Annotated in this window: 21 protein-coding genes and 1 pseudogene; 9 read left to right on the top strand and 13 right to left on the bottom strand. The window is 71.9% G+C overall.

Translation table 11 applies throughout. The features are described from left to right. Nucleotides 1–7: 7 nt before the first annotated feature. Nucleotides 8–718 carry a GAP family protein gene (locus ACFY2A_RS21370; protein WP_387173921.1) on the top strand — a complete coding sequence of 237 codons (711 nt, stop codon included), beginning with the start codon at nucleotides 8–10 and terminating at the stop codon, nucleotides 716–718. Between the two features lie 17 nt (nucleotides 719–735). Here the strand turns inward: ACFY2A_RS21370 and fdhD are convergent, their stop codons facing one another. After that, a complete protein-coding gene (fdhD, locus tag ACFY2A_RS21365) occupies nucleotides 736–1,590 on the bottom strand; it encodes a formate dehydrogenase accessory sulfurtransferase FdhD (protein ID WP_387173919.1) in 855 nt (284 codons plus the stop codon). A 184-nt stretch (nucleotides 1,591–1,774) separates the two neighbouring features. Here fdhD and ACFY2A_RS21360 point away from each other — a divergent pair, with 184 nt between their 5' ends. The 3 genes from ACFY2A_RS21360 to ACFY2A_RS21350 all read left to right on the top strand — a co-directional run bounded on the left by ACFY2A_RS21360 (nucleotide 1,775) and on the right by ACFY2A_RS21350 (nucleotide 3,926). Then, complete coding sequence (locus ACFY2A_RS21360; RefSeq protein ID WP_387173917.1) at nucleotides 1,775–2,479, top strand: NTP transferase domain-containing protein; 705 nt, start codon at nucleotides 1,775–1,777, stop codon at nucleotides 2,477–2,479. Beyond that, nucleotides 2,476–2,760: a DUF6457 domain-containing protein gene (locus ACFY2A_RS21355; RefSeq protein ID WP_363920957.1), complete on the top strand. Its 285-nt coding sequence runs from the start codon at nucleotides 2,476–2,478 to the stop codon at nucleotides 2,758–2,760. Before ACFY2A_RS21360 ends, ACFY2A_RS21355 begins: the two co-directional genes overlap by 4 nt. An 86-nt stretch (nucleotides 2,761–2,846) precedes the next feature. Next, on the top strand, nucleotides 2,847–3,926 hold the full coding sequence (locus tag ACFY2A_RS21350; protein WP_387173915.1) for a hypothetical protein: 1,080 nt from the start codon (nucleotides 2,847–2,849) through the stop codon (nucleotides 3,924–3,926). A 6-nt stretch (nucleotides 3,927–3,932) separates the two neighbouring features. On the opposite strand, the gene ACFY2A_RS21345 is transcribed toward ACFY2A_RS21350, so the two are convergent. The 3 genes from ACFY2A_RS21345 to ACFY2A_RS21335 form a co-directional block, all read right to left on the bottom strand. Then, nucleotides 3,933–4,889, bottom strand: a complete 957-nt coding sequence (locus tag ACFY2A_RS21345; protein WP_387173913.1) for a zinc-binding dehydrogenase — start codon at nucleotides 4,887–4,889, stop codon at nucleotides 3,933–3,935. Nucleotides 4,890–5,004: 115 nt separating this feature from the next. Further along, a complete protein-coding gene (locus ACFY2A_RS21340) occupies nucleotides 5,005–6,921 on the bottom strand; it encodes a beta-propeller domain-containing protein (protein WP_387173911.1) in 1,917 nt (638 codons plus the stop codon). A gap of 58 nt (nucleotides 6,922–6,979) precedes the next feature. Then, nucleotides 6,980–7,438 carry an Lrp/AsnC family transcriptional regulator gene (locus tag ACFY2A_RS21335; RefSeq protein ID WP_164448819.1) on the bottom strand — a complete coding sequence of 153 codons (459 nt, stop codon included), beginning with the start codon at nucleotides 7,436–7,438 and terminating at the stop codon, nucleotides 6,980–6,982. Between the two features lie 59 nt (nucleotides 7,439–7,497). Here ACFY2A_RS21335 and ddaH point away from each other — a divergent pair, with 59 nt between their 5' ends. After that, on the top strand, nucleotides 7,498–8,331 hold the full coding sequence (ddaH, locus tag ACFY2A_RS21330; RefSeq protein WP_387173909.1) for a dimethylargininase: 834 nt from the start codon (nucleotides 7,498–7,500) through the stop codon (nucleotides 8,329–8,331). A gap of 64 nt (nucleotides 8,332–8,395) precedes the next feature. On the opposite strand, the gene ACFY2A_RS21325 is transcribed toward ddaH, so the two are convergent. Both ACFY2A_RS21325 and ACFY2A_RS21320 read right to left on the bottom strand, forming a co-directional pair. Continuing rightward, nucleotides 8,396–9,595, bottom strand: a complete 1,200-nt coding sequence (locus tag ACFY2A_RS21325; protein ID WP_363920946.1) for an ABC transporter substrate-binding protein — start codon at nucleotides 9,593–9,595, stop codon at nucleotides 8,396–8,398. A 77-nt stretch (nucleotides 9,596–9,672) separates the two neighbouring features. Next, nucleotides 9,673–10,470, bottom strand: a complete 798-nt coding sequence (locus tag ACFY2A_RS21320) for a prolyl oligopeptidase family serine peptidase (protein WP_363920944.1) — start codon at nucleotides 10,468–10,470, stop codon at nucleotides 9,673–9,675. A 100-nt stretch (nucleotides 10,471–10,570) separates the two neighbouring features. On the opposite strand from ACFY2A_RS21320, the gene ACFY2A_RS21315 reads away from it, so the two are divergent. Then, entirely contained in the window at nucleotides 10,571–11,173 is a 603-nt protein-coding gene (locus ACFY2A_RS21315; protein ID WP_387173907.1) for a bacterial proteasome activator family protein, read from the top strand. Between the two features lie 50 nt (nucleotides 11,174–11,223). Here the strand turns inward: ACFY2A_RS21315 and ACFY2A_RS21310 are convergent, their stop codons facing one another. From ACFY2A_RS21310 to ACFY2A_RS21300, 3 genes are all read right to left on the bottom strand, one after another. Beyond that, on the bottom strand, nucleotides 11,224–12,036 hold the full coding sequence (locus ACFY2A_RS21310; RefSeq protein ID WP_387173905.1) for an HAD family hydrolase: 813 nt from the start codon (nucleotides 12,034–12,036) through the stop codon (nucleotides 11,224–11,226). Next, entirely contained in the window at nucleotides 12,036–12,857 is an 822-nt protein-coding gene (locus ACFY2A_RS21305) for an HAD family hydrolase (RefSeq protein ID WP_387173903.1), read from the bottom strand. The genes ACFY2A_RS21310 and ACFY2A_RS21305 overlap by 1 nt, the downstream gene beginning before the upstream one ends. Before the next feature lie 175 nt (nucleotides 12,858–13,032). Beyond that, nucleotides 13,033–13,746, bottom strand: coding sequence for a hypothetical protein (locus ACFY2A_RS21300; RefSeq protein WP_387173901.1), 714 nt, complete (start codon nucleotides 13,744–13,746; stop codon nucleotides 13,033–13,035). Between the two features lie 169 nt (nucleotides 13,747–13,915). Between ACFY2A_RS21300 and ACFY2A_RS21295 the strand changes: the two genes are divergently transcribed. The 3 genes from ACFY2A_RS21295 to ACFY2A_RS21285 all read left to right on the top strand — a co-directional run bounded on the left by ACFY2A_RS21295 (nucleotide 13,916) and on the right by ACFY2A_RS21285 (nucleotide 15,596). Continuing rightward, nucleotides 13,916–14,347, top strand: coding sequence for an OsmC family protein (locus ACFY2A_RS21295; protein ID WP_363920934.1), 432 nt, complete (start codon nucleotides 13,916–13,918; stop codon nucleotides 14,345–14,347). Between the two features lie 120 nt (nucleotides 14,348–14,467). Continuing rightward, complete coding sequence (locus ACFY2A_RS21290) at nucleotides 14,468–14,812, top strand: metallopeptidase family protein (RefSeq protein ID WP_281566818.1); 345 nt, start codon at nucleotides 14,468–14,470, stop codon at nucleotides 14,810–14,812. A 67-nt stretch (nucleotides 14,813–14,879) separates the two neighbouring features. Next, on the top strand, nucleotides 14,880–15,596 hold the full coding sequence (locus ACFY2A_RS21285; RefSeq protein WP_363924782.1) for an AIM24 family protein: 717 nt from the start codon (nucleotides 14,880–14,882) through the stop codon (nucleotides 15,594–15,596). Between the two features lie 65 nt (nucleotides 15,597–15,661). Here ACFY2A_RS21285 and pheA read toward each other — a convergent pair whose 3' ends face one another. The 4 genes and pseudogenes from pheA to ACFY2A_RS21265 form a co-directional block, all read right to left on the bottom strand. Continuing rightward, on the bottom strand, nucleotides 15,662–16,618 hold the full coding sequence (gene pheA / locus ACFY2A_RS21280; protein WP_363924783.1) for a prephenate dehydratase: 957 nt from the start codon (nucleotides 16,616–16,618) through the stop codon (nucleotides 15,662–15,664). Nucleotides 16,619–16,723: 105 nt separating this feature from the next. Beyond that, a pseudogene (locus ACFY2A_RS21275) lies at nucleotides 16,724–17,209 on the bottom strand (hypothetical protein); the annotation flags it as partial. Between the two features lie 164 nt (nucleotides 17,210–17,373). Next, nucleotides 17,374–17,832, bottom strand: coding sequence for a PAS domain-containing protein (locus ACFY2A_RS21270; RefSeq protein ID WP_387173898.1), 459 nt, complete (start codon nucleotides 17,830–17,832; stop codon nucleotides 17,374–17,376). Between the two features lie 167 nt (nucleotides 17,833–17,999). Continuing rightward, nucleotides 18,000–18,740 carry a hypothetical protein gene (locus ACFY2A_RS21265; RefSeq protein ID WP_387173896.1) on the bottom strand — a complete coding sequence of 247 codons (741 nt, stop codon included), beginning with the start codon at nucleotides 18,738–18,740 and terminating at the stop codon, nucleotides 18,000–18,002. Nucleotides 18,741–18,839 lie beyond the last annotated feature (99 nt).

The raw sequence follows: 18,839 nt of genomic DNA, 5'->3' as shown, positions 1-18,839 counted from the left end.
GTACGGCATGAGCGTTGCCCTGCTGCTGTCCCTCATCGGCCTGGCGCTGGTGGACAGCACCAGCATCGGCACCCTGTTCATCCCGGTGTGGCTGCTGCTCGCTCCAGGGCCGGTGAGCGTCCGGCGGGTGATGATCTACCTCGGCACCATCGCCGGCTTCTACTTCCTGGTCGGCCTGCTGCTGTACTTCGGTGGCAGCGGGCTGGCCGAGCTGCTGGGCGGTGCGCTGGACAACCGGCCGGTGCTCTGGGGTCAGTTGGTGCTCGGGGTCGGTCTGTTCGTGCTGAGCTTCCGTTACGACGGCAAGCGTGGCGCCGGTACGGGTCGGGTGTTGCGCTGGCGGGACCGGGTGACCGCCGGTGACTCGTCGTCGCGTTGGCTGGTGGGGCTGGCGCTGTTCGCCGCGCTGGCCGAGGTGGCGACGATGCTGCCGTACCTCGGCGCTCTGGGTCTGCTCACCACCTCCGGCCTGGCCGTGTCCACCAGCGTGGCGCTGCTCGTCGGCTACTGCCTGGTCATGGTGTTGCCGGCGATACTGTTGCTGGGTGCGCGGGTGGCCTGGCCGAGTTGGGTGGAGCCGGTGCTCGCCCGGCTCAACGCCTGGATCGTCCGCACCTCCGGCAGCATGCTCGGCTGGGTGCTGGGCATCGCCGGCTTCCTGATCGCCCGCGACGCCGCGGCCCGGCTGGAGCTGTTCGAGATGCTGTCCCGCCGCTGACGGTCAGCCGAGGCCGGTCAGGCGACGACCCGATGACCGCCGGTGTAGACGTTCATCGTCCGTTCCCGTAGGAACCCGACCAGGGTCATTCCCGCCTCGGTGGCCAAGTCGACCGCGAGGGTGCTCGGCGCCGAAACCGCGGCGAGCAGCGGCACACCCGCCATCCATGCCTTCTGGGTCAACTCGAAACTGGCCCGACCCGACACGAGCAGCACGTGACCGCTCAGCGGCAGCCGGCGTTCGCGTACCGCCCAGCCCACCACCTTGTCGACCGCGTTGTGCCGACCCACGTCCTCGCGCAGCACCACCAGTTCACCGTCCGCGGCGAACAGGCCCGCCGCGTGCAGTCCGCCGGTGCGGTCGAAGCCCCGCTGCCCGGCCCGCAGCCGCTGCGGCAACTCCGCCAACAACTCCGCCGGCACGCTGAGCGGGTCGTCGCTGACGTCGAAGAGTGACCGGGTACGAATCGCGTCGATGCTCGCCTTGCCGCACACCCCGCAGGCGCTTGTGGTGTGGAAGTGCCGGGTCGGGTCGGTGACCGGGTCCGGCACGCCGGGAGCCAGGGTCACGTCGACCACGTTGTAGGTGTTCGGGGTGTCGGTGCCGGCACACAACTGCGCGGTGGACACGTCGTCCGCGGAGCGGATCAGCCCCTCGTTGAACAGGAAGCCGATGGCCAGGTCGAGGTCGGCTCCCGGGGTACGCATGGTGACGGCCAGCGGAGGACGCCGCCCCGGCCCCGCCCGGCCGACCCGCATCTCCAACGGTTCCTCGGCGGCGAGCGTGTCCGGCCGCCGGACCCGGCGCCGGCCGGTCTCAGCCGCGTCCAGATCCACTCGCACCACACCACGCCGATCCGAAGCCCGTCCCACGTCGTCCATCCTGCCCCGCAGCGCCGGACGTCCTGCCGCCGCCCCGAGCGCGACCCCGGACGGGTGCCTCCGCCCACCCCTCCTGCTGCCGCCAGGGATCCGCCCTGCGCCGCACGGGGGCCGGCCACCAATGACTGCCCGGCGCTGTGGTTCTCAAGGTGGTGCGGGCGGCTACCGTGGCGCCATGACGGCGTACGCGGCGGTGGTGCTCGCGGGTGGTGCCGGACGCCGGATGGGTGGGCGGGACAAGCCGGTGTTGGCGGTCGGCGGGGTGCCGATGCGTGAGCGGGTGCTGACCGCGGTGGCCGATGCGTCGCCCCGAATCCTGGTCGGCCCCGGGCCGGCGATCGCCGGAGTGCGGCTGACCCGGGAGGTGCCGGCGGGCGGCGGGCCGGTGGCCGCCGTCGCGGCCGGGCTGGCCCTGCTCGACACCGAGGTACCCGCCGTCGCCCTGCTCGCCGCCGACCTGCCCCTGCTGACCCGGCCCGCCGTCGGCGACCTGCTGAACCGTCTGCACCGCATCGACGTCGACCGCCCAGACGACGCCGGCACGCCGAGTACCGGAACGCTGAGCATGGAGACGCTGAGCATCGGGACGCCGCGCACCGGGACGCCGGGTACCGGGACGGCGGTTTTCGACGGGGCCTGCTACGTGGACCGGTCGGGGCGGCGGCAGACGCTGTGTGGGGTGTGGCGGCCGGGCGCCCTGCGGGCCGCTCTGGATCGACTCACCGTTCGGCGCGGCGGTGACGTGGCCGGAGCGCCGCTGCGGGAGTTGCTCGCCGACCTGATGGTGTGCGAGGTGACGTGGCACGGTGACGGCCCGGAGCCCTGGTTCGACTGCGACACTGAGCATGACCTACGCCGGGCGGAGGAGTGGACGCGATGACGGTGTTGGACGACTGGGTCACGGCCGCCTGTGCGGAGCTGGGTCTCGACCCGACACAGGTGCCGGTGCCGACCGTGCTGGATCTGGCCCGGGACGTGGCTCACCAGGTGCTGCGGCCCGGTGCGCCGGTCACCGCGTACCTGCTCGGTCTGGCTGTCGGACGTGGCGCGGATCCGGCCGTGGCCGGGGCCCGGCTCGCCGGGTTGGCCGCCACCTGGCCGGTGGAACTGGGCGGCGATCCGCACCCCCGGGCCGACCCGGCCGGACCCGACCACGGCTGACGCCCGGAGCGCTGTCCGATCACGGTCCGCGCTGATCCGTGCCGGCAGCCTGCTGGGTAGGGTGACCGGAACGGACGGAGGCGATCATGACGGCTGACCACCCCTCGGCACCGCCCGGCACGCCGGTGCACCACGAGTCGATCCTGCTCGACGAGCCGAGCACGGCCGACCTGCGGGCGAAGGTGACCCAGGCGTGGCGGGAGTTCGCCCGGGCGCTGGCGGAGCGGCTGTCCACGCTGCCGCCGGGCGCGGAGGTGGCGTTGACCCTCGACCCGACCGCCTCCGGCACCGATGACGCCGTCTACTCCGTCTATGTCGAGGTGCGAAGCGACGGGCGGTTCGCCGCCCGGGCGGTGGGCAACGCCACTCTGCCACCGGGCTACCGGCTGGACCGTGCGGCGGTCGCCGACATGGTGGCGTTGGGCTGGTCACCGCCGGGCGTGGTGGACGGTTCGGGAGACCAGTTCGGGTTGGATTCCGCGGCGGACGAGGCCACCCGGCTGGCCGCGCTGCTCTCCCGCACCCTGCGCGACATCTACGGCGCCCCACATCCGGCTTTCCTGGTCTACGCGATCGAGGACGGCGAGGGTGAACCGATCCCCGGAGCGGCACTGGGGACCGCCCGCAGCGAGGCGAACCTGGCCCGGGAGATCGGCACCGAGCTGGAGAAGGCGCTGGCCGCAACCGACGAGACCGATGCCGACACCGAGGTGCTGGATCTGGCCGAGCGGGTCCGCACGGTCGTGTCGACCATGCTCAAGTCGGACTCCGACCGGCTTCAGGTCGACTCCGACGGTGACATCAACATCCGGGCCGGCTCGGCGATGGTCTTCGTCCGGGTGCGGGACAATCCGCCGCTTGTCGACGTCTTCTCTCCGGTGCTGACCGAGGTCGAGCCGACCGAGCGGCTGTACGTCAAGCTCTCCGAGCTGACCAACCGGATGCCGATCGGCCGGCTCTACTGTGCCGACGACACCGTGTGGGCGTCGATCCCGGTCTTCGGTCGCAACTTCCAGCCGACCCACCTGATGCTGGCGGTGCAGGTGATGACCGGGCTCGCGGACGAGCTGGACGACCGCCTGCACGGGGAGTTCGGCGGCAAGCGGTTCTTCGGCGAGGGCGACAAGTCGGGACGCGGCGAGCATCGCACCGGCATGTACCTCTGAGGGTGGTCAGCGCACGTCGAGCAGGGTCTTACCGACCGTCGAGCGGGCCTCGATCGCCGCATGCGCCTCGCCCGCCCGTGCCAACGGGAAGCGCTGGCCGATCACGGCGCGCAACCGCCCGGCCGCACCCTCCGCCAACGCCCGCTCGGTGTACGCCCGCAGTTGGGCGGGTGTCGGCGTCGGCTGGATCAGGGTCACGCCCCGCTCGGCGGCGGACTCTGCGCCGATGCCCGCCCACTCGCCGCTGGCCAGCCCGAAGCTGAGCATCCGACCACCGCGGTCGAGCAGTTCGAACGCGTCCCGCCCGATCGTGCCACCGACCCCGTCGAAGACCACGTCGACGGCACCGATCGCCGACCGTACCCGCCCGACCCAGTCCGGCTCCCGGTAGTCCACGGCGATCTCGGTGCCCATCCGAGGTAGCAGGGCGACCTTGCCCGTACCGCCGGCGAGCCCGACCACCCGCGCTCCGGCATCGGCCGCGAGCTGGACGAGCAGGCTGCCGACCCCACCGGCGGCGGCCTCGACCAACACCCGGTCGCCGGGCCGGAGATCGGCCGCCTCCGCCAGCATCAACGCGGTACGTCCATCGGCGAGCAGGGCCACCGCCCGGTCGAGCGGCATCCCGTCCGGTACCGCCACCGGCAGCGTCGCGTCGACGACGACCCGCTCGGCGTACGCACCGGAGCCGCCGGTGCCGCTGACCACCCGTTTGCCGACCAGTACCGGGTCGACGCCCGGCCCGACGCCGCTGATCAGACCGCCGACGCCGTTGCCCGGGATCACCGGCAGGGTTGCGCCGGACGGACCGAAGCCGGTCGCCCGGAACTGGGTCTCCACAAAGGTGATGTTCGCGTGCACCACGTCGATCAGCACCTGTCCCGGCCCGGGTACGGGATCGGGTGCGGTACCGGGCACCAGCTTCTCCGGCCCGCCGAACTCGTGGATCCACACCGCGCGCATGTCTCCCCCTCACCGCCGCTTCCCGCCGAGTCGATCACTTGAAGCGTGGTTGAGGTCAAGGCGGGTGGGGCCCGGAAACCCCGAGAAACCGGGCCCCACCCGCGGGGAGGAAGGTTCAGGTTGCGGCGATCCAGGCCAGGCTCCGGGCCGAGGCCGGGTCGGTGGCGCGCAGGCCCGCCTCGGAGACCGTCCAGAGCACGTCGCCGACCATCAGCGACCGCCGTACCGGTGGTCCCCACTGCCGTCGTCCGTGGTCGCTCCCGACCGGGTGGGTCACCTCGCCGATCTCGCTGATGGTGTCGTCGCTGACGCGTAACAGCCGGACACCGGCGTCGACGGGCAACGCGACCAGGCCGGTGTCCGGGCGGTACAGGAAGGCGTGCGGGTCGTGCTCGGCGTGGGACCACCCGCCGGGCAGGTGCCACTGGTCGAGCCGGTCCGGCCGGCCGGGGTCACGGACGTCGAAGAGCGACACCTGTACGCCCTTGGTCCGTCCCTGGCGGTCGGCCTCCTGACCGACACCGAGCAGGCGTTCCTCGGGCAGCGGATGCAAGTACGCGGAGTAGCCGGTGATCTTCAGTTCGCCGGTGACCCTGGGCGCGGTCGGATCGGCGAGGTCCAGCGCGTAGAGCGGGTCGGTCTGCCGGAAGGTCACGACGTACGCGACCGGTCCGAGGTAGCGCACCGAGTAGATGCGTTCACCTCGCCCGAGGCCGCCGACCACGCCGACCGGTACCAGCGCCCCGTCGTCGCGACGCAGCACCCGAACCGCCGACTCGGAGGCGGTGCCATCATCCCGGAATTCGCCGGTGGTGGTGGCCACCCGCAGGTGCCCGGCCCAGTCGGAGAGCGCGTACTGGTTGATCAACCGGCCGGGCACCGAGCCGGCGGCCAGGAAGCGGGGACGCCCCGGCGCGGCGGTGTCGAACTGGTAGATGTCGGTGATCGGCTCGGCCGGCGACGGCCGCCAGCGGGGCAGGCCGGTGATCGGTGCCGGACGCTGACCCGCCAGGTACAGGCTGGTCGCCGTGCCGTAGACGGTGTCGGCGTCGGCGGCCACCGAGACCGGGTCCCCGTCGCCCAGCCGGTCGCTGGTGAGATCGAAGCTGAGCACGGTGAGGGTGGCCGCGCCGGTCATCCGGTCGGGCCGGCTGAGCCGGTCGCAGCCGATCCGACCGGTGTGCCGCTCCGGTCCGGCGGTCCACTCGTACTCCGGCAGCCATGCCTCGACACCGGCCTCTGCGATCACCTTGCGGTTGCGTTCGGTGCGGACCTGGTCGGTGCCCTCGGACGCCAGTGGAAACTCCAGTCGGGCCGGCGCCCGGACCGCCACCCGGGCCCAGTCACCGGTCAACCGGGCGTCGACCGTGCTGCCCTGGATGCGGTACGTGCCGAGCACCAGGGGACGGCCGGTCAGGTCGATCAGCAGTAGGCGGGTCCCGCCGGGACGCCTGATCGAGCGGAGGGCGTCGGCCGGACGCGGCGGGTCCTCGGCGAGTACCAGCGCGCGGTCGCCGAGCAGCAGCAGCCGGTGCTCCTGCCAGCGCAACTCCTCCCGGCCGCCAGCCAGGTCGAGCCGCCCGGTGACACGGCGGCTCACCGGATCGACCACCCGCAGCACGCCGCCGGTGACCGTGACGATCCGTCGGCCGTCGGTCTTCACCAGGTCGGGCTCGTCCGCGTCGGCCTCGTGGTTGTTGGTCGTCGAGTAATTTGCCCCGGCGTCCCGGCCGGCGGCGTCGGCCGGCGCCCCGGCGAAGGTACGGGCCATCGACTCCGCGCCGCCGAGGGCCGCCGTCAGCACCTCGTCGCCGGCGAGACCGTACGGGCCGACCGATGCGGTGGCCGCCGCCCGCAACTCCGTGAGGGCGTCGGCGCAGGAGTCGAAGGAGACCAGCCCGACCGGCACCATCGGTGCTCCGGTGGGACCGGGCGCGGTCGGCGGGGGTTGTGACACGGCCATGCTGCCGGCGAGCAGAGCGAGTACGACAAGCGAACCGCCGGTCGTGGCGACCTTGGTGCCCCGTTTCATGGCCGGTTCGACGTGGTGACTCCGCGTTCGGTTCCAGCCGGAGCCGACTGTTACGGCTTCAGCCGGTGGAGGGGCCGACGCCCGGGGACTCGACCAGCCGGGAGAGCACGATGGTGCTGCGGCTTGAGGTCACGAACGTCTCGGCCCGCAGCCGCTCCAGCGCCTCCTCCAGGTGCGCGATGTCGGCGGCGCGCAGGTGCACCAGAGCGTCGGCCTCACCGGAGACCGTGTACGCACCCACCACCTCGGGATGGCGACGCACGGCGGCGCCGATCTGGGCCGGGGTGGTCCGGCCGGCGCAGAACAGCTCCACGAAGGCCTCGGTGGTCCAGCCGACCGAGGCCGGGTCCACGATGGCCGTGAATCCCCGGATCACCCCGGCGGACCGCAGTCGATCGACCCGCCGCTTGACCGCCGGAGCGGAGAGCGACACGCGGGTGCCGATGTCGGCGTACGAAGCACGGGCGTCGGCAACAAGCAGCGCAATGATTCGCTGGTCAACGGCGTCGATCTGCAATGTTCCGCCTCTGGGAAGCAATGTTTGCGGCTGTTACCAAAGTTCTACCGTACCTACCCTTGGTCACCGTGAACCAGCAGCGAGTGCCGCGAAAGCGGACATATCTCATGTGCTCCCCTGAGCACTTCGCGGTCGAGTACGCGATCAATCCGTGGATGGACGTGACCGCCCCGGTCGACGCGGAGCTGGCGGTCAAGCAGTGGGACCGCCTGCGGGAGACCCTGGTCGGCCTCGGCCACGAGGTGCACCTGCTGGAACCCGAGCCCGGTCTGCCCGACATGGTCTACGCGGCCAACGGCGCGTTCATGGTCGACGGCACGGTCTACGGGGCGCAGTTCAAGCACCAGCAGCGGGCCGCCGAGGCGGCCACGCACCGGGCCTTCTACGAGTCGCAGGGCTGGCGGTTCATCGCGCCTAACGAGACCAACGAGGGCGAGGGCGACTTCGCGTACCTGCCGGAGGCGCACGGCGGGCTGATCCTGGCCGGGCACGGCTTCCGTACCGAGTTGCCGGCGCACGCCGAGGCGCAGGAGGCGCTCGGCCGGCCGGTCATCTCACTGCGGCTGGTCGACCCGCGCTTCTACCACCTGGACGTGGCGCTCGCCTCGATCGACGACAGCAACATCGCCTACTACCCCGGTGCCTTCTCCGCAGCCAGTCAACGGGTGCTCAGCCAGCTTTTCCCGGACGCGGTGCTGGCGGACGACGAGGATGCCCTCGCCTTCGGGCTGAACCTGGTCGGCGACGGCGCCAACGTGTTGCTCAACAGCGAGGCCACCCGGCTCGCCGGTCGGCTGAAGGTGGCCGGCTACACCCCGGTGCCGGTGGAGCTGGCCGAGCTGAAGAAAGGCGGCGGCAGCGTGAAGTGCTGCATTGCCGAACTGCGGTACTGAGCGCAGGTCAAGCAGCAGGGCCGCCCCCCTGGCCGGGGACGGCCCGGCGCTGTCTTCGACCTGGTCAGCCGAGCGTGGCCAACTCGTTGACCAGCACGTTCGACACCACCTGGCCGTCGCGCTGCACCTCGCGCAGGTACCACTTTTGCTGCGGCGTACGCGGCTGGTTGAACTGCCAGGCACCGCGCGGGCTGTCGATCTGCCCGATCCGGCCGAGCGCGAGGTTTACCTGCTGCGGGGTGGGCGCCGCGCCGGCGAGACGGATCGCCTGGTCGAGCACCTTGGCCGCGTCGTACGAGGCCATCGCGTACGTGGTCGGGGAGGAGTTGTGCTTCTTGCGGTACGCCGAGGCGAACCGGCGGTTGGCCGCGTTGTTCAGGTCGGCGGAGTAGTTCAGGGCGGTGCGGATGCCGAGCGCGTCGCGCGCCGGCCGAATGTCCTCCAGTACCGAACCCTCGGTGAGGAAACCGGGGGCGTAGATCCGACCCCGGAAACCGGCGTCGCGCAGTTGCATGATGAACTCCACGGCCGCCGTGCCGGAGTAGAAGCAGAAGACGACCGACGGGTTGCCCGCCAGCGCGCGGTTGATGTCCGAGACGTAGGCGGTCCGGCTGGGGCTGCTGCTGCCGGAGGTCCAGACCACCTCGGAGGCGAGCCGCGGGTCGGACGCGCCGAACTCCTCACGGAAGCCACGAAGCACATCCTCGACCCCGACGACCCCTTCCGGCAGGATCGTCGCGATCCGGTCGGAGGCCGCGAGCTCGTCCTTCAGGTAGCGGCCGAGCGCCCGGCCCGCCTCGTCGAGCACGTACGACGTACGCCAGATGTAGACGACGCTCTGCAGGTTCGCAGGCGAGGCGTTGGAGCCGATCAACGGCACCCGGGCCTGTTCCACGATGTCCTTGATGCCGAACATGACCGACGAACTGGCGACTCCGGTCAGGGCGAGCACACCCTGCTTGAGCAGTCCCTCGACGGCGGCCTGCCCGGACTTGACGTTGTCACCCTCGTCGGCCGTGATCACGTCGACCGGGTGGCCGCCGAGTCGCCCGTCGTTGAGGTCCAGGTACAGCTGGAAGCCGTTGCTGAGTTCGTCGCCGACCGCCTTGCTCGCACCCGACTGTGGCGCGATGAGCCCGATCTTGATCGGGCTCTCTGTGCTGGTGACCTCCGGCTCGGCGTCGGAGCCGCACGCGGCGACGAGTCCGCCCGTACCGAGCGCGGCCAGCAGCTGGAGTGCCCGCCTGCGGTTCATCTGCGACACCGGGTTCCCTTCGAATGTGTTGCCGGGCGCATCCGCCCCTTCGGCGTTCTACCTGCTCGGCGACGCTGCGTCAATGGCTAATGATCTTCGTGCAGAGACCGCAACGCGCCGGTAACCTCCGGCCATGCCGACGAGTCAGGGGCGATAAGACCGAAATGCTCGCAATCTGGCAGCTCAATCAGGCGAATATCGGCGCCCGCGGCGCGGGCGGCAGCCACATAATTTCGAGACAGGTCGATGGGCACCTGCTGATCCAGCGTGCCGTGTATCACTACCGTGCGTGGTCGCAGGGGGACCAGCGACCGTGGATCCGTGGTCGCGTACCGCTCCGGCACGTCGGCCGGTCCGCCGCCGAGCAGCGCGGCCACGGCACCCGCGTCCAGATCCAGCCGGTACGCCTCGGTCAGGTCGGCGACCGGTGCGAGGGCCAGCACCCCGGCGACGGCACCGGGTGCGTGGGCCGCCGCGTACAACGCGAGGTGCCCGCCGGCCGAGTGACCGACCAGCACCGGTGGCGTCGAGGTGACCCGCCCCGGCAGCGCGGCCTCGGCCAACCCGGGCAGCGCGGAGACTCCCGCCAGCACATCGGTCAGGGTGCCGGGCCAGCCGCCGCCGGGTTGACCGGTCCGCCGGTACTCCAACTGGGCGACCGGGTACCCGAGCGCGGCCAGGGCGCTCGCCAGTGGCCCGGTGTGCCGCCGGTCGTACTCCGCCCGCCAGAAACCACCGTGTACCACCACCACCAGCGGCCGGGGCGGCCCGGAGCCGGCCGGGCGACGCAGGTCGGCGATCTGGTCCGGGTGTTCGCCGTAGGCGACGGTCGCGTCCGGTTCGGGTGCGGGGCGGGTGAGCACCGCGCGGGGATCGGAGGGCATCGGGCGACGGTAGCGCGGTTCACCGGCACCCGGGAGGTGGGTGCCGCGCGGGTACCGGAGCAGCGGGCCGGCGGGCGCTGACGGGTACCGCTGGGTAAAGATGGAGGGCATGACCGAAGCGCTCTCCGCTGGACAGAACGACGAGCCCGACCGGGACGGTGCCGGGCACTCCGGAACCGTGGTGGTGGTCGGACCGGACGGCCGGCCCGTCGGCACCGTGCAGACCGACGACGCATCCGGCGAGGATCCGTCGCGCCTGGTCGAACAGCCGGCCAAGGTGATGCGGATCGGCAGCATGATCAAACAGCTGCTGGAGGAGGTCAAGGCCGCTCCTCTGGACGACGCCAGCCGGCACCGGATGCGAGAGATCCACCAACGGTCGATCGTCGAGCTGAAGGAAGGGCTCGCCCCCGAGCTGCGGGAGGAACTGGAACGGATCTCGCTGCCGTTCTCCGAGGACCAGGCACCGAGCGAGGGCGAGCTGCGCATCGCCCACGCCCAGCTGGTCGGCTGGCTGGAAGGGCTGTTCCACGGCATCCAGGCGGCGCTGGTCGCGCAACAGATGGCCGCCCGGGTACAGCTGGAGCAGATGCGTTCCGGCCGGCAGGCGCTGCCCAGCGGACCGGCTGGAGCGATGCTGCCGGGGATGCCCGGCATGGGTCAGCCGGGCGGTGAAGGGCACAGCACCGGCCAGTACCTCTGACTCCCGCCCATCCGGGTGCGGCGCGCTCGTCGCGCCGCATCCGGGGCGGCTCAGTCCGCCCCGAAGACCTTCTCCAGGTACGCGGCCACGCCGTCGGACGAGTTCGCCGGGGCCACCTCGTCGGCGATCGCCAGCACCTCCGGATGGGCGTTGGCGACCGCCACTGCCCGCCCCGCCCAGGTGAGCATCGGCAGGTCGTTGGGCATGTCACCGAAGGCCAGCACGTCCGGCGCGGCGACGCCGATGCGGTGGCAGTACCAGGCCAGACCGGCGGCCTTCGTCACCCCGGCCGCCGAGATCTCCACCAACCCGGAGTGTGAGGAGTGGGTGGCCTCGGCGAGCCCGGTGAGGGCGGCGGCGACCAGCCGGGTGAACCGGTCGGGGTCCTGCTCACCGGCCCGCGCCAGCAGCTTCACCGCCGGTGCTGACAGCAGTTCCTCGGCGGTCTGCACGGCTCGGATCGCCTCGTCGTCGGCGTCCCACCGCAACGGGTAGTGCGCCTCGTGACGCATCTGCCGACCGTCGACGATCTCCACGGCCAGGCTCACCCCGGGCACCTCGGCACGCAGGCGTCGGACCACCTCGGCGAGCAGCTCCGGTGCCAGCGGGTCGGCCCGCAGCACCTCGTCGGTGGTCGGGTCGTAGACCACCGCACCGTTGGCGCAGACCGCCGGCAGCGGCTCGGCCAGCTGGTCGTACACCAGCCGGAGCCAGCGGATCGGCCGGCCGGTGACGAGGACGACCGGCGTGCCCTGGGCAGAGATCCGGGCCAGTACGGCGGCGGTGCGGGCGCTGAGGGTGCGGTCGTCGCGCAGCAGTGTCCCGTCGATGTCGCTGGCGACCAGGTGCGGCGTGGAATCCATCACCGGGACAGTAGCCGGTCGAGATAGACCGCCACCCCGTCGTCGTCGTTGCGCAAGGTGACCTCGTCGGCGACCGCGCGCAGACTCGGGTGGGCGTTGGCCACGGCCACCCGGCCCCAGCCGGCCCACGCGAACATCGGCAGGTCGTTCGGCATGTCACCGAAGACCAGCACGTCGGCCGGGTCCACGCCGAGGGTCTGCGCGATGACGCTGAGCCCGGAGGCCTTGTCCACCCCGGGTGGGCAGATCTCGATGAAGCCCAGGCCCGCCTGGGTGAGGGTGGCGAGGTGTGGCGGGACGATCTCCCGGGCGGCGGCCAGCAACTCGTCCACGTGGTGATCGGCGGTACGCGCGAACGCCTTGATCACGTCACCGGCGAGGCACTCGGCGCGGCTGCGCACCTCGAACGCGTCCTGATAGGGCCACGCGGGGTGGTAGTCGCCCCAGAGCGGCGCGTCGTGCTCGTCCGACGCTTCCACCATGACCGTCAGCGGGCCGACCGCGGCCTCCAGTTCGGTAAGCAGGACGGCCAGCACCTCGCTGGAGAGGCGCTCGTCACGCAGCACCACCGGCCCCTCCGGGTCGCTCTGGTCGACCACCCGACCGCCACCGGCCAGGACGAGGAAGTCGGCGGCGCGGATGTCGTTGCGGGTCAGTTCGGTCAGGCGAGGGCCGCGACCGGTGGCGCCGACCACCGGGATGCCGGCGGCGCGTACCCGGTCGAGCACCTCGTGGGTGAAGGCCGACACGGTGTCGTCGCTGCGGACGAGCGTCCCGTCGAGGTCGGTGGCGATCAGCTTGGGCAGGCCCGGGCGGGTCATCGTTCCTCCTTCGCCCGCCGCCGTCGCGACCAGCCGTTCACCTCGTCGAGCGGCGACCCGGCGTGACGGCGGGCAGCAACCGTACCTCGCAGAACCGGTCGCAACCATGGCTTCCAGGCGAATCGGGTGCCAACGGGCGACACACCGGAGGTGACCTCTTGACCTGGGTCGTTGATCAGTCGGGCGGTGCCTCCCGGGCGAAGGGCACCGTCGGTGTGACGGTTATGTCCGCGGGTGGGCGTTCCCCCTCCGGCTCCGCGTCCTCCGACGGTCGTCGGCCGCGCCGGCGCGGCCCGTCCGACCCTGGCCGGGTTCCGGCCGGTCCGGGCGAGGTCCGGACGAGCGCGGCGGCGAACAACCCGACGGCGACGAAGGCGACGATCAACCCGCGGCCGTACTCGACGTCGAAGGTCAGCTCCGTGTTGTAGAACATGCTCCGTCGCAGGGTGTCGTCGAGGGACACCACGGTCGTCGCCAGCAGCGCGAGCACACCCGCGGCGAGGGCCAACCCGGCCACCCGGGCATTCGCCCGGACGGAGTCCGTGCCGCGCACCGCGAGCGCCACCGCGGCACCGAGTGCGAGCAGCCCGACCAGGTACGCCGATCCCAGCCCGATGTCGGCGACGCCGCTGATCACCTGGAGCGGAGTGTCCGGGTCCGGTCCGCCGTTGGGAATGGTGATCGTCGACCACTCACCCAGCAGCGACGCCAGGGCCGCCACCGCGCCGAGCCCGGCCAGCAGCACCGGCACCCGCTGGTCCCGGCCGAGGCCGCCGAAGGCCCGCCGGAACCGGCCGGCCGCAGGCGACTCGTCCTCCGCACCCCACTCGATGACGCTGGCACCGTCGGAGCGGTCGTCCTGACGGGGAATGGGGAGGTCGTGGGTCATCACTCACCCTCTCCTGGTGGCCGGGACGCCGCGCGTCCGCCGCGCCGCGAGGTCCGGGTCGCGGGGTCCGGGTCGCATCATGACACAGCCGGGTCGCGACGCCGAGGAACAACCGCGCGGCCGGGGGCGGTCGGTCGCCTGCCGACCTCGGTGGACTAGCGTCAGGTGCATGCCTATCCGTACCGCTTCCGCACGCTGGCAGGGCAACCTCACCGAGGGGTCCGGCACGATCCGCACCGGCAAGGGCGGGCTGGAGGGGAACTACTCCTTCAAGTCCCGTTTCGAAGAGGGTGAGGGCACCAACCCCGAGGAACTGATCGGTGCCGCGCACGCCGGCTGCTTCTCGATGGCCTTCTCCAAGGCGCTCGCCGACGCCGGCACGACGCCCACCTCCGTGGAGACCACCGCGAAGGTGCACCTCGACAAGACCGACGCCGGAATGACCGTGACCCGGATCGAGCTGGACACTGTCGGTTCGGTGCCCGGCATCGACGAGGCGCAGTTCGCCAAGCTGGCCGAGACCGCCAAGCAGAACTGCCCGATCTCCCGCCTGCTCTCGCCCGGCGCCGAGATCACCCTCACCGCCCGCCTAACCTCCTGACCCACCCCCATTTCCCGCCGATCTTGCACTTTTGGTCTCCGTTACGCGGCTTCTGTGCTGGTTCGCGACGACCGGAAGTGCAAGATCGCGGGTGGGGTGGGGAAGAATGAGGGTGTGGCGGTGGAGATGGGGCGGGAGCGGTTCGAGGAACTGGTGGGGGAGGCGCTTGATGAGGTTCCGGAGGAACTGCTGGCGCTGATGAGCAACGTGGTGATCCTGGTCGAGGACGACCCGCCGCCCGGGGAGGACCTGCTCGGGCTGTACGAGGGACACGCGCTTACCGAACGCGGCTGGGACTACGCGGGCGTACTGCCCGACCGCATCCTCATCTACCGCAACCCCATCCTGCGCATCTGCCACAGCGACGAGGACGTCGTCGACGAGGTGGCCGTGACCGTGGTGCACGAGATCGCCCACCACTTCGGCATCGACGACGCGCGCCTGCACGAGCTGGGCTGGGGTTGACGGTCCCGTCCAGGGTTGCGGGCTGGCTCTACCGTCTCGGCCAGGTACGGCGAGTACGGGAGGAACCATGCGCAGCGAGCTGTTCTCGGCGGCGAATCTGGAGCAGGAGTCGGCGCAACCCGGCATGCGGTTGCAGAACTCCAAGATGTTGAAGATCGAACTCGACGGTGAGGCGATGGCCCGGGTCGGTTCGATGGTCGCGTACCAGGGTCAGGTGCAGTTCCAGGCACTCGGCTCCGGCGGCCTGGGCAACTTCCTCAAGCAGAAGCTCACCGGCGAGGGCGTGCCGCTGATGAAACTCAGCGGGCGCGGCGACGTGTTCCTGGCCGACTTCGCCAAGGACGTGCACGTCATCGACCTGGAGCCAGGCGACGCCCTGTCCATCAACGGCTCCAGCGTGCTGGCGTTCGACGCCACCCTGCGCTACGACATCAAGATGGTCGGCGGGGCCGGCATGGCCTCGTCCGGCCTGTTCAACTGCGTCTTCACCGGGCACGGGAGGATCGCCGTCACCACCCGGGGAACCCCGGTCGTGCTCAACGTCGACGCGCCCACCTACGTCGACCCACAGGCCGCCGTCTGCTGGTCGGCGAGCCTGCAGACCGGCTACCACCGGGCCGACCAGATCGGGCTCGGCACGCTGCTGGGACGCAGCACCGGTGAGGCGTACACGATGAGCTTCGCCGGCCACGGCTTCGTCGTCGTCCAGCCCTCCGAGGAACCGCCGATCATGGGCAGCGGTCAGCAGGACCAGGGCGGTGTGCTCGGCGGCCTGTTCCGGTAGGTCGTGGTCTCATGAGGCTCGCGCGCAGCCGGGCCCGGCTGCGTCGGCGGGCTCCACCGGGTCGCTCAGGTCAGCTCGCCCGCGCGCAGCCGGGCGAGCCAGGCGGCGGCGTCGGTGTAGTCGGCGTCGGAGAGGCCCGCCGGGGCGGTCACCGGCCGTTCCCTGGCCGATCCGTCCCAGCGGTGCCGGGGATACGAGCCGAGGAAACGTACGTCGGCGCAGACCCGGCGCAGCCCCTGCAACGCCTCGCCCAGCCGGGCGTCGGCGACGTGGCCGGTGCAGTCGAGGAAGAAGACGTAGCGGCCGAGGGCCTCGCCCGTCGGTCGGGACTCGATCCGGGTCAGGTTGACGCCCCGGACCGCCAGTTCCATCAGCACGGACAGCAGCGCGCCCACCCGGTCGTGCGCGATGTAGACGGCGAGCGACGTCACGTCGTCGCCGGTGGGCGGCGGAGGCGGACCGGGCCGCGACAACAGCGCGAAGCGGGTCACCGCGTCGGGGTGATCGGCGATCTTGTCGGCCAGGACGGCGAGCCGGTGCCGGGTCGCGCCGATGGGTGCGCAGATGGCCGCGTCGTACTCACCGTCGGCCGCGCCGGCCGCCGCCGCGCCGTTGGACAGCACGTCCACCACGACCGCGTCGGGCAGGTGCGTCCGCAGCCAACCCCGGCACTGGGTGGACGCCTGCGGGTGGGCGGCGATGCTGCGTACCGACGGCAGCAGGGTTCCCGCCCGTGCCCCGAGCACGAACTCCACCGGCAGGATCACTTCCCGGGTGATGACAAGCGGTTCCCCCTCGGCCAGCTCGTCGAGGGTGACCCCTACCGCGCCCCCGATCGAGTTCTCCAGCGGCACCAGAGCCGCATCGGCCTCGGCGGCGCGGACGGCCTCCAGTGCCTCGCCGACGCTGCGGGCCGGCGTGCGGCTGCCCCGCTCGGCGGCGGGCACGGTGCGTAGTGCCTGCTCGGCGAAGGTGCCCTCGGGGCCGAGGTAGACGAAACGGGTCGGCGGCGTTCCCGGCATGCGCTCAGCCTACGCACCCGGAGTCGGCGACGAGCCCGACGGCGTGGGTGAGGGGGTCGACGGAGTTGGCGATGGCGTCGGCGCGGGGACCGGCACCGGAAAACCGCCGCCGTCGCTGCCACAGGCCAGGGTCTGGATGCCGGGCGGACTGGCGACCCGCACCTCGGCCGTGCACACGTCGGTGCCGGCGGTCACCAGGCGCAAGGTCCCGGCCCGGTCGCGGGTGACCACCTGGAGCGGTTCGTAACCGGCGACGTCGAGGGTGGTCAGGTGCCAGTCGGCGGCACACAACGGACCGTTGCGGACGCTGACCCGAGCGCTGCCGGGCAGCAGCCCGCGACGGCCACGCACCAGTTCGATGATCCGCTTCGCGGACGGCTCGCCGGGGCAGGCCAGCGCGACCAGTCCCGGGTCGGACGACGGAGTGGTCGGACCGGCACCGGGAAGCGCGCCGAACGACGGCGTGGCGGAGCTGGTCGGGCTGCTCGGCGCCCGGGTGGGCGCCAGGGTCGGCAGACCGCCGCTGTCGCGTACCTCCGGGGGCGCGCCACATCCGCCGGCCAACACGGTCAGCACGGCAACACCGATCAGCCGACCATGCTGACGGCGCGGCCGGCGGGAGACCTCGGCAGGGGACCGGGAGCCGGCGGTGGGCCGATCGGGGTCGACGGGGAACGGCGAGCTGGGCGGCACGGGGTGGTCCTCAGGGCGGGAAACTCTGGATGGCAGGTGGCCGAGCCCATGGTAGGAGGAAGTCAGACCTCGGAGAAGAAGGTGAGGGAGGCGGCCACCTCGCCGTCGGCGACCACGGGGGTGGAGATCGCGTCGACGGTCGCGTCGGCTGCGTCCTCCATTGCCGACTCGATCCGTAGCAGGCCACGGGCCAGGCGGCCGGAGGTGAGCGCCAGCAGCGGCGGGATCTTGTCGATCTCGGGCTCGGTCAACTCGCCGCGGTAGGCGGTGAAGTCGAGCAGTCGCAGCCCGCCGTCGAGCAGCGGCAGGCCGATCACGTCCTCCGGCGCACCAAGTTGAAGCAGCTCGCAACCGGCGGTGGAGACGGCAAGCACCCGGGTCTCGGCGTCGATCAGCAGGCAGGGTTCGTCGGCACTGGAGACCGTGGCCGACCAGCGGCCGATGTTGTCGCACCCAGGCTCTGTCGGTGTCCCCCCGGAGGGTGCGAACACTTCCGAGAGCGAGAGTTCGACGTGGGCCACCGAGCCTCCTATGCACACCGACGGTACGTCCACGCTAGCCGGTCGCGGCAGCGACCGCCGACCGCGTTGGGCGTACGGTGCCGTCGGTGTTGATCAGTGCCCGGTCGGCGACGGCGCGGGCCGGCGGGAGCTGAGCCGTGCCCGGCCGCGTGGCGTCGCCGCTGACGTTACCGGCGGCCGGCCGGCTTGTCAGCGGCCATTCGGCCGTCCTCGTACCACCGGTAGTCGGCCGCCGGCGGGTAACCGCCGTTTCCCCAGGTCCCGGGGTGCTGCGCGACCCGGGACAGCTTCTCGGCGGTGGCCGGGCTGATCCGGTTGCCGCCGGCCACGAGGAGCCGGTCGAGCTCCCGATGGGTCGCCATGAGGCAATCCTTCGGCAGACCGTAGACGCTGATGACCCCGGAGCCCACGAAGGTGAGCACCGGGGTCACCGGGATCGGGTGGCCGACGGCCGCGGTCAGCGCCTTGCTCGCCCGTCGGGCGTCGCGACGGGCCTCGGCCACGTACGGCGGACGCTTGCCGTTGATCTGCACCACGTCACCGGCGACCAGGACGCGGGCCCGGCCGTGGTCGGCGATGGTGACGGCGAAGAGCCCGCTCGGGCCGATGGCCAGGAACCCGGCCCGGTTGTCCGCGGGGTCGTCGAGGAGGACATCGGCCGCGTCGGTGCGGGGCCAGTCGATCACGTGCCAGGCCGGCCCGAGATGGTCGAGCTGACCGAGAGCGCGGGCACCGGCCGCCTCCAGCCGTCGCGCGCCCCGCTCCGCCCGACGGCGGCGGGCCCACTCCAACGGAGACGGGCGAGGAGTCGCGACCACCCCGGGAGACTCGGCCCGGGGGTGCGGTACCGCCACTGGCGGCAGCGCCCTGGCGGACGGTACGGCTCGACGTGCGGGGAAGACAGTCATCGCGACCTCCGGCAAAAGGTCCCTCGAAGTTACGTTCTCACTACCCTACGTTGCCAGTCCCGGTGCTCGGCAAGCCGGAGCGCCGGAATGACTGTGGAT

This window comes from Micromonospora sp. NPDC000442 (genome assembly GCF_042898635.1).
GTDB lineage: Bacteria > Actinomycetota > Actinomycetes > Mycobacteriales > Micromonosporaceae > Micromonospora.
The sequence above is the reverse complement of the archived record's forward strand: the minus strand, read 5'-3'. Positions and strand labels throughout refer to the sequence as shown.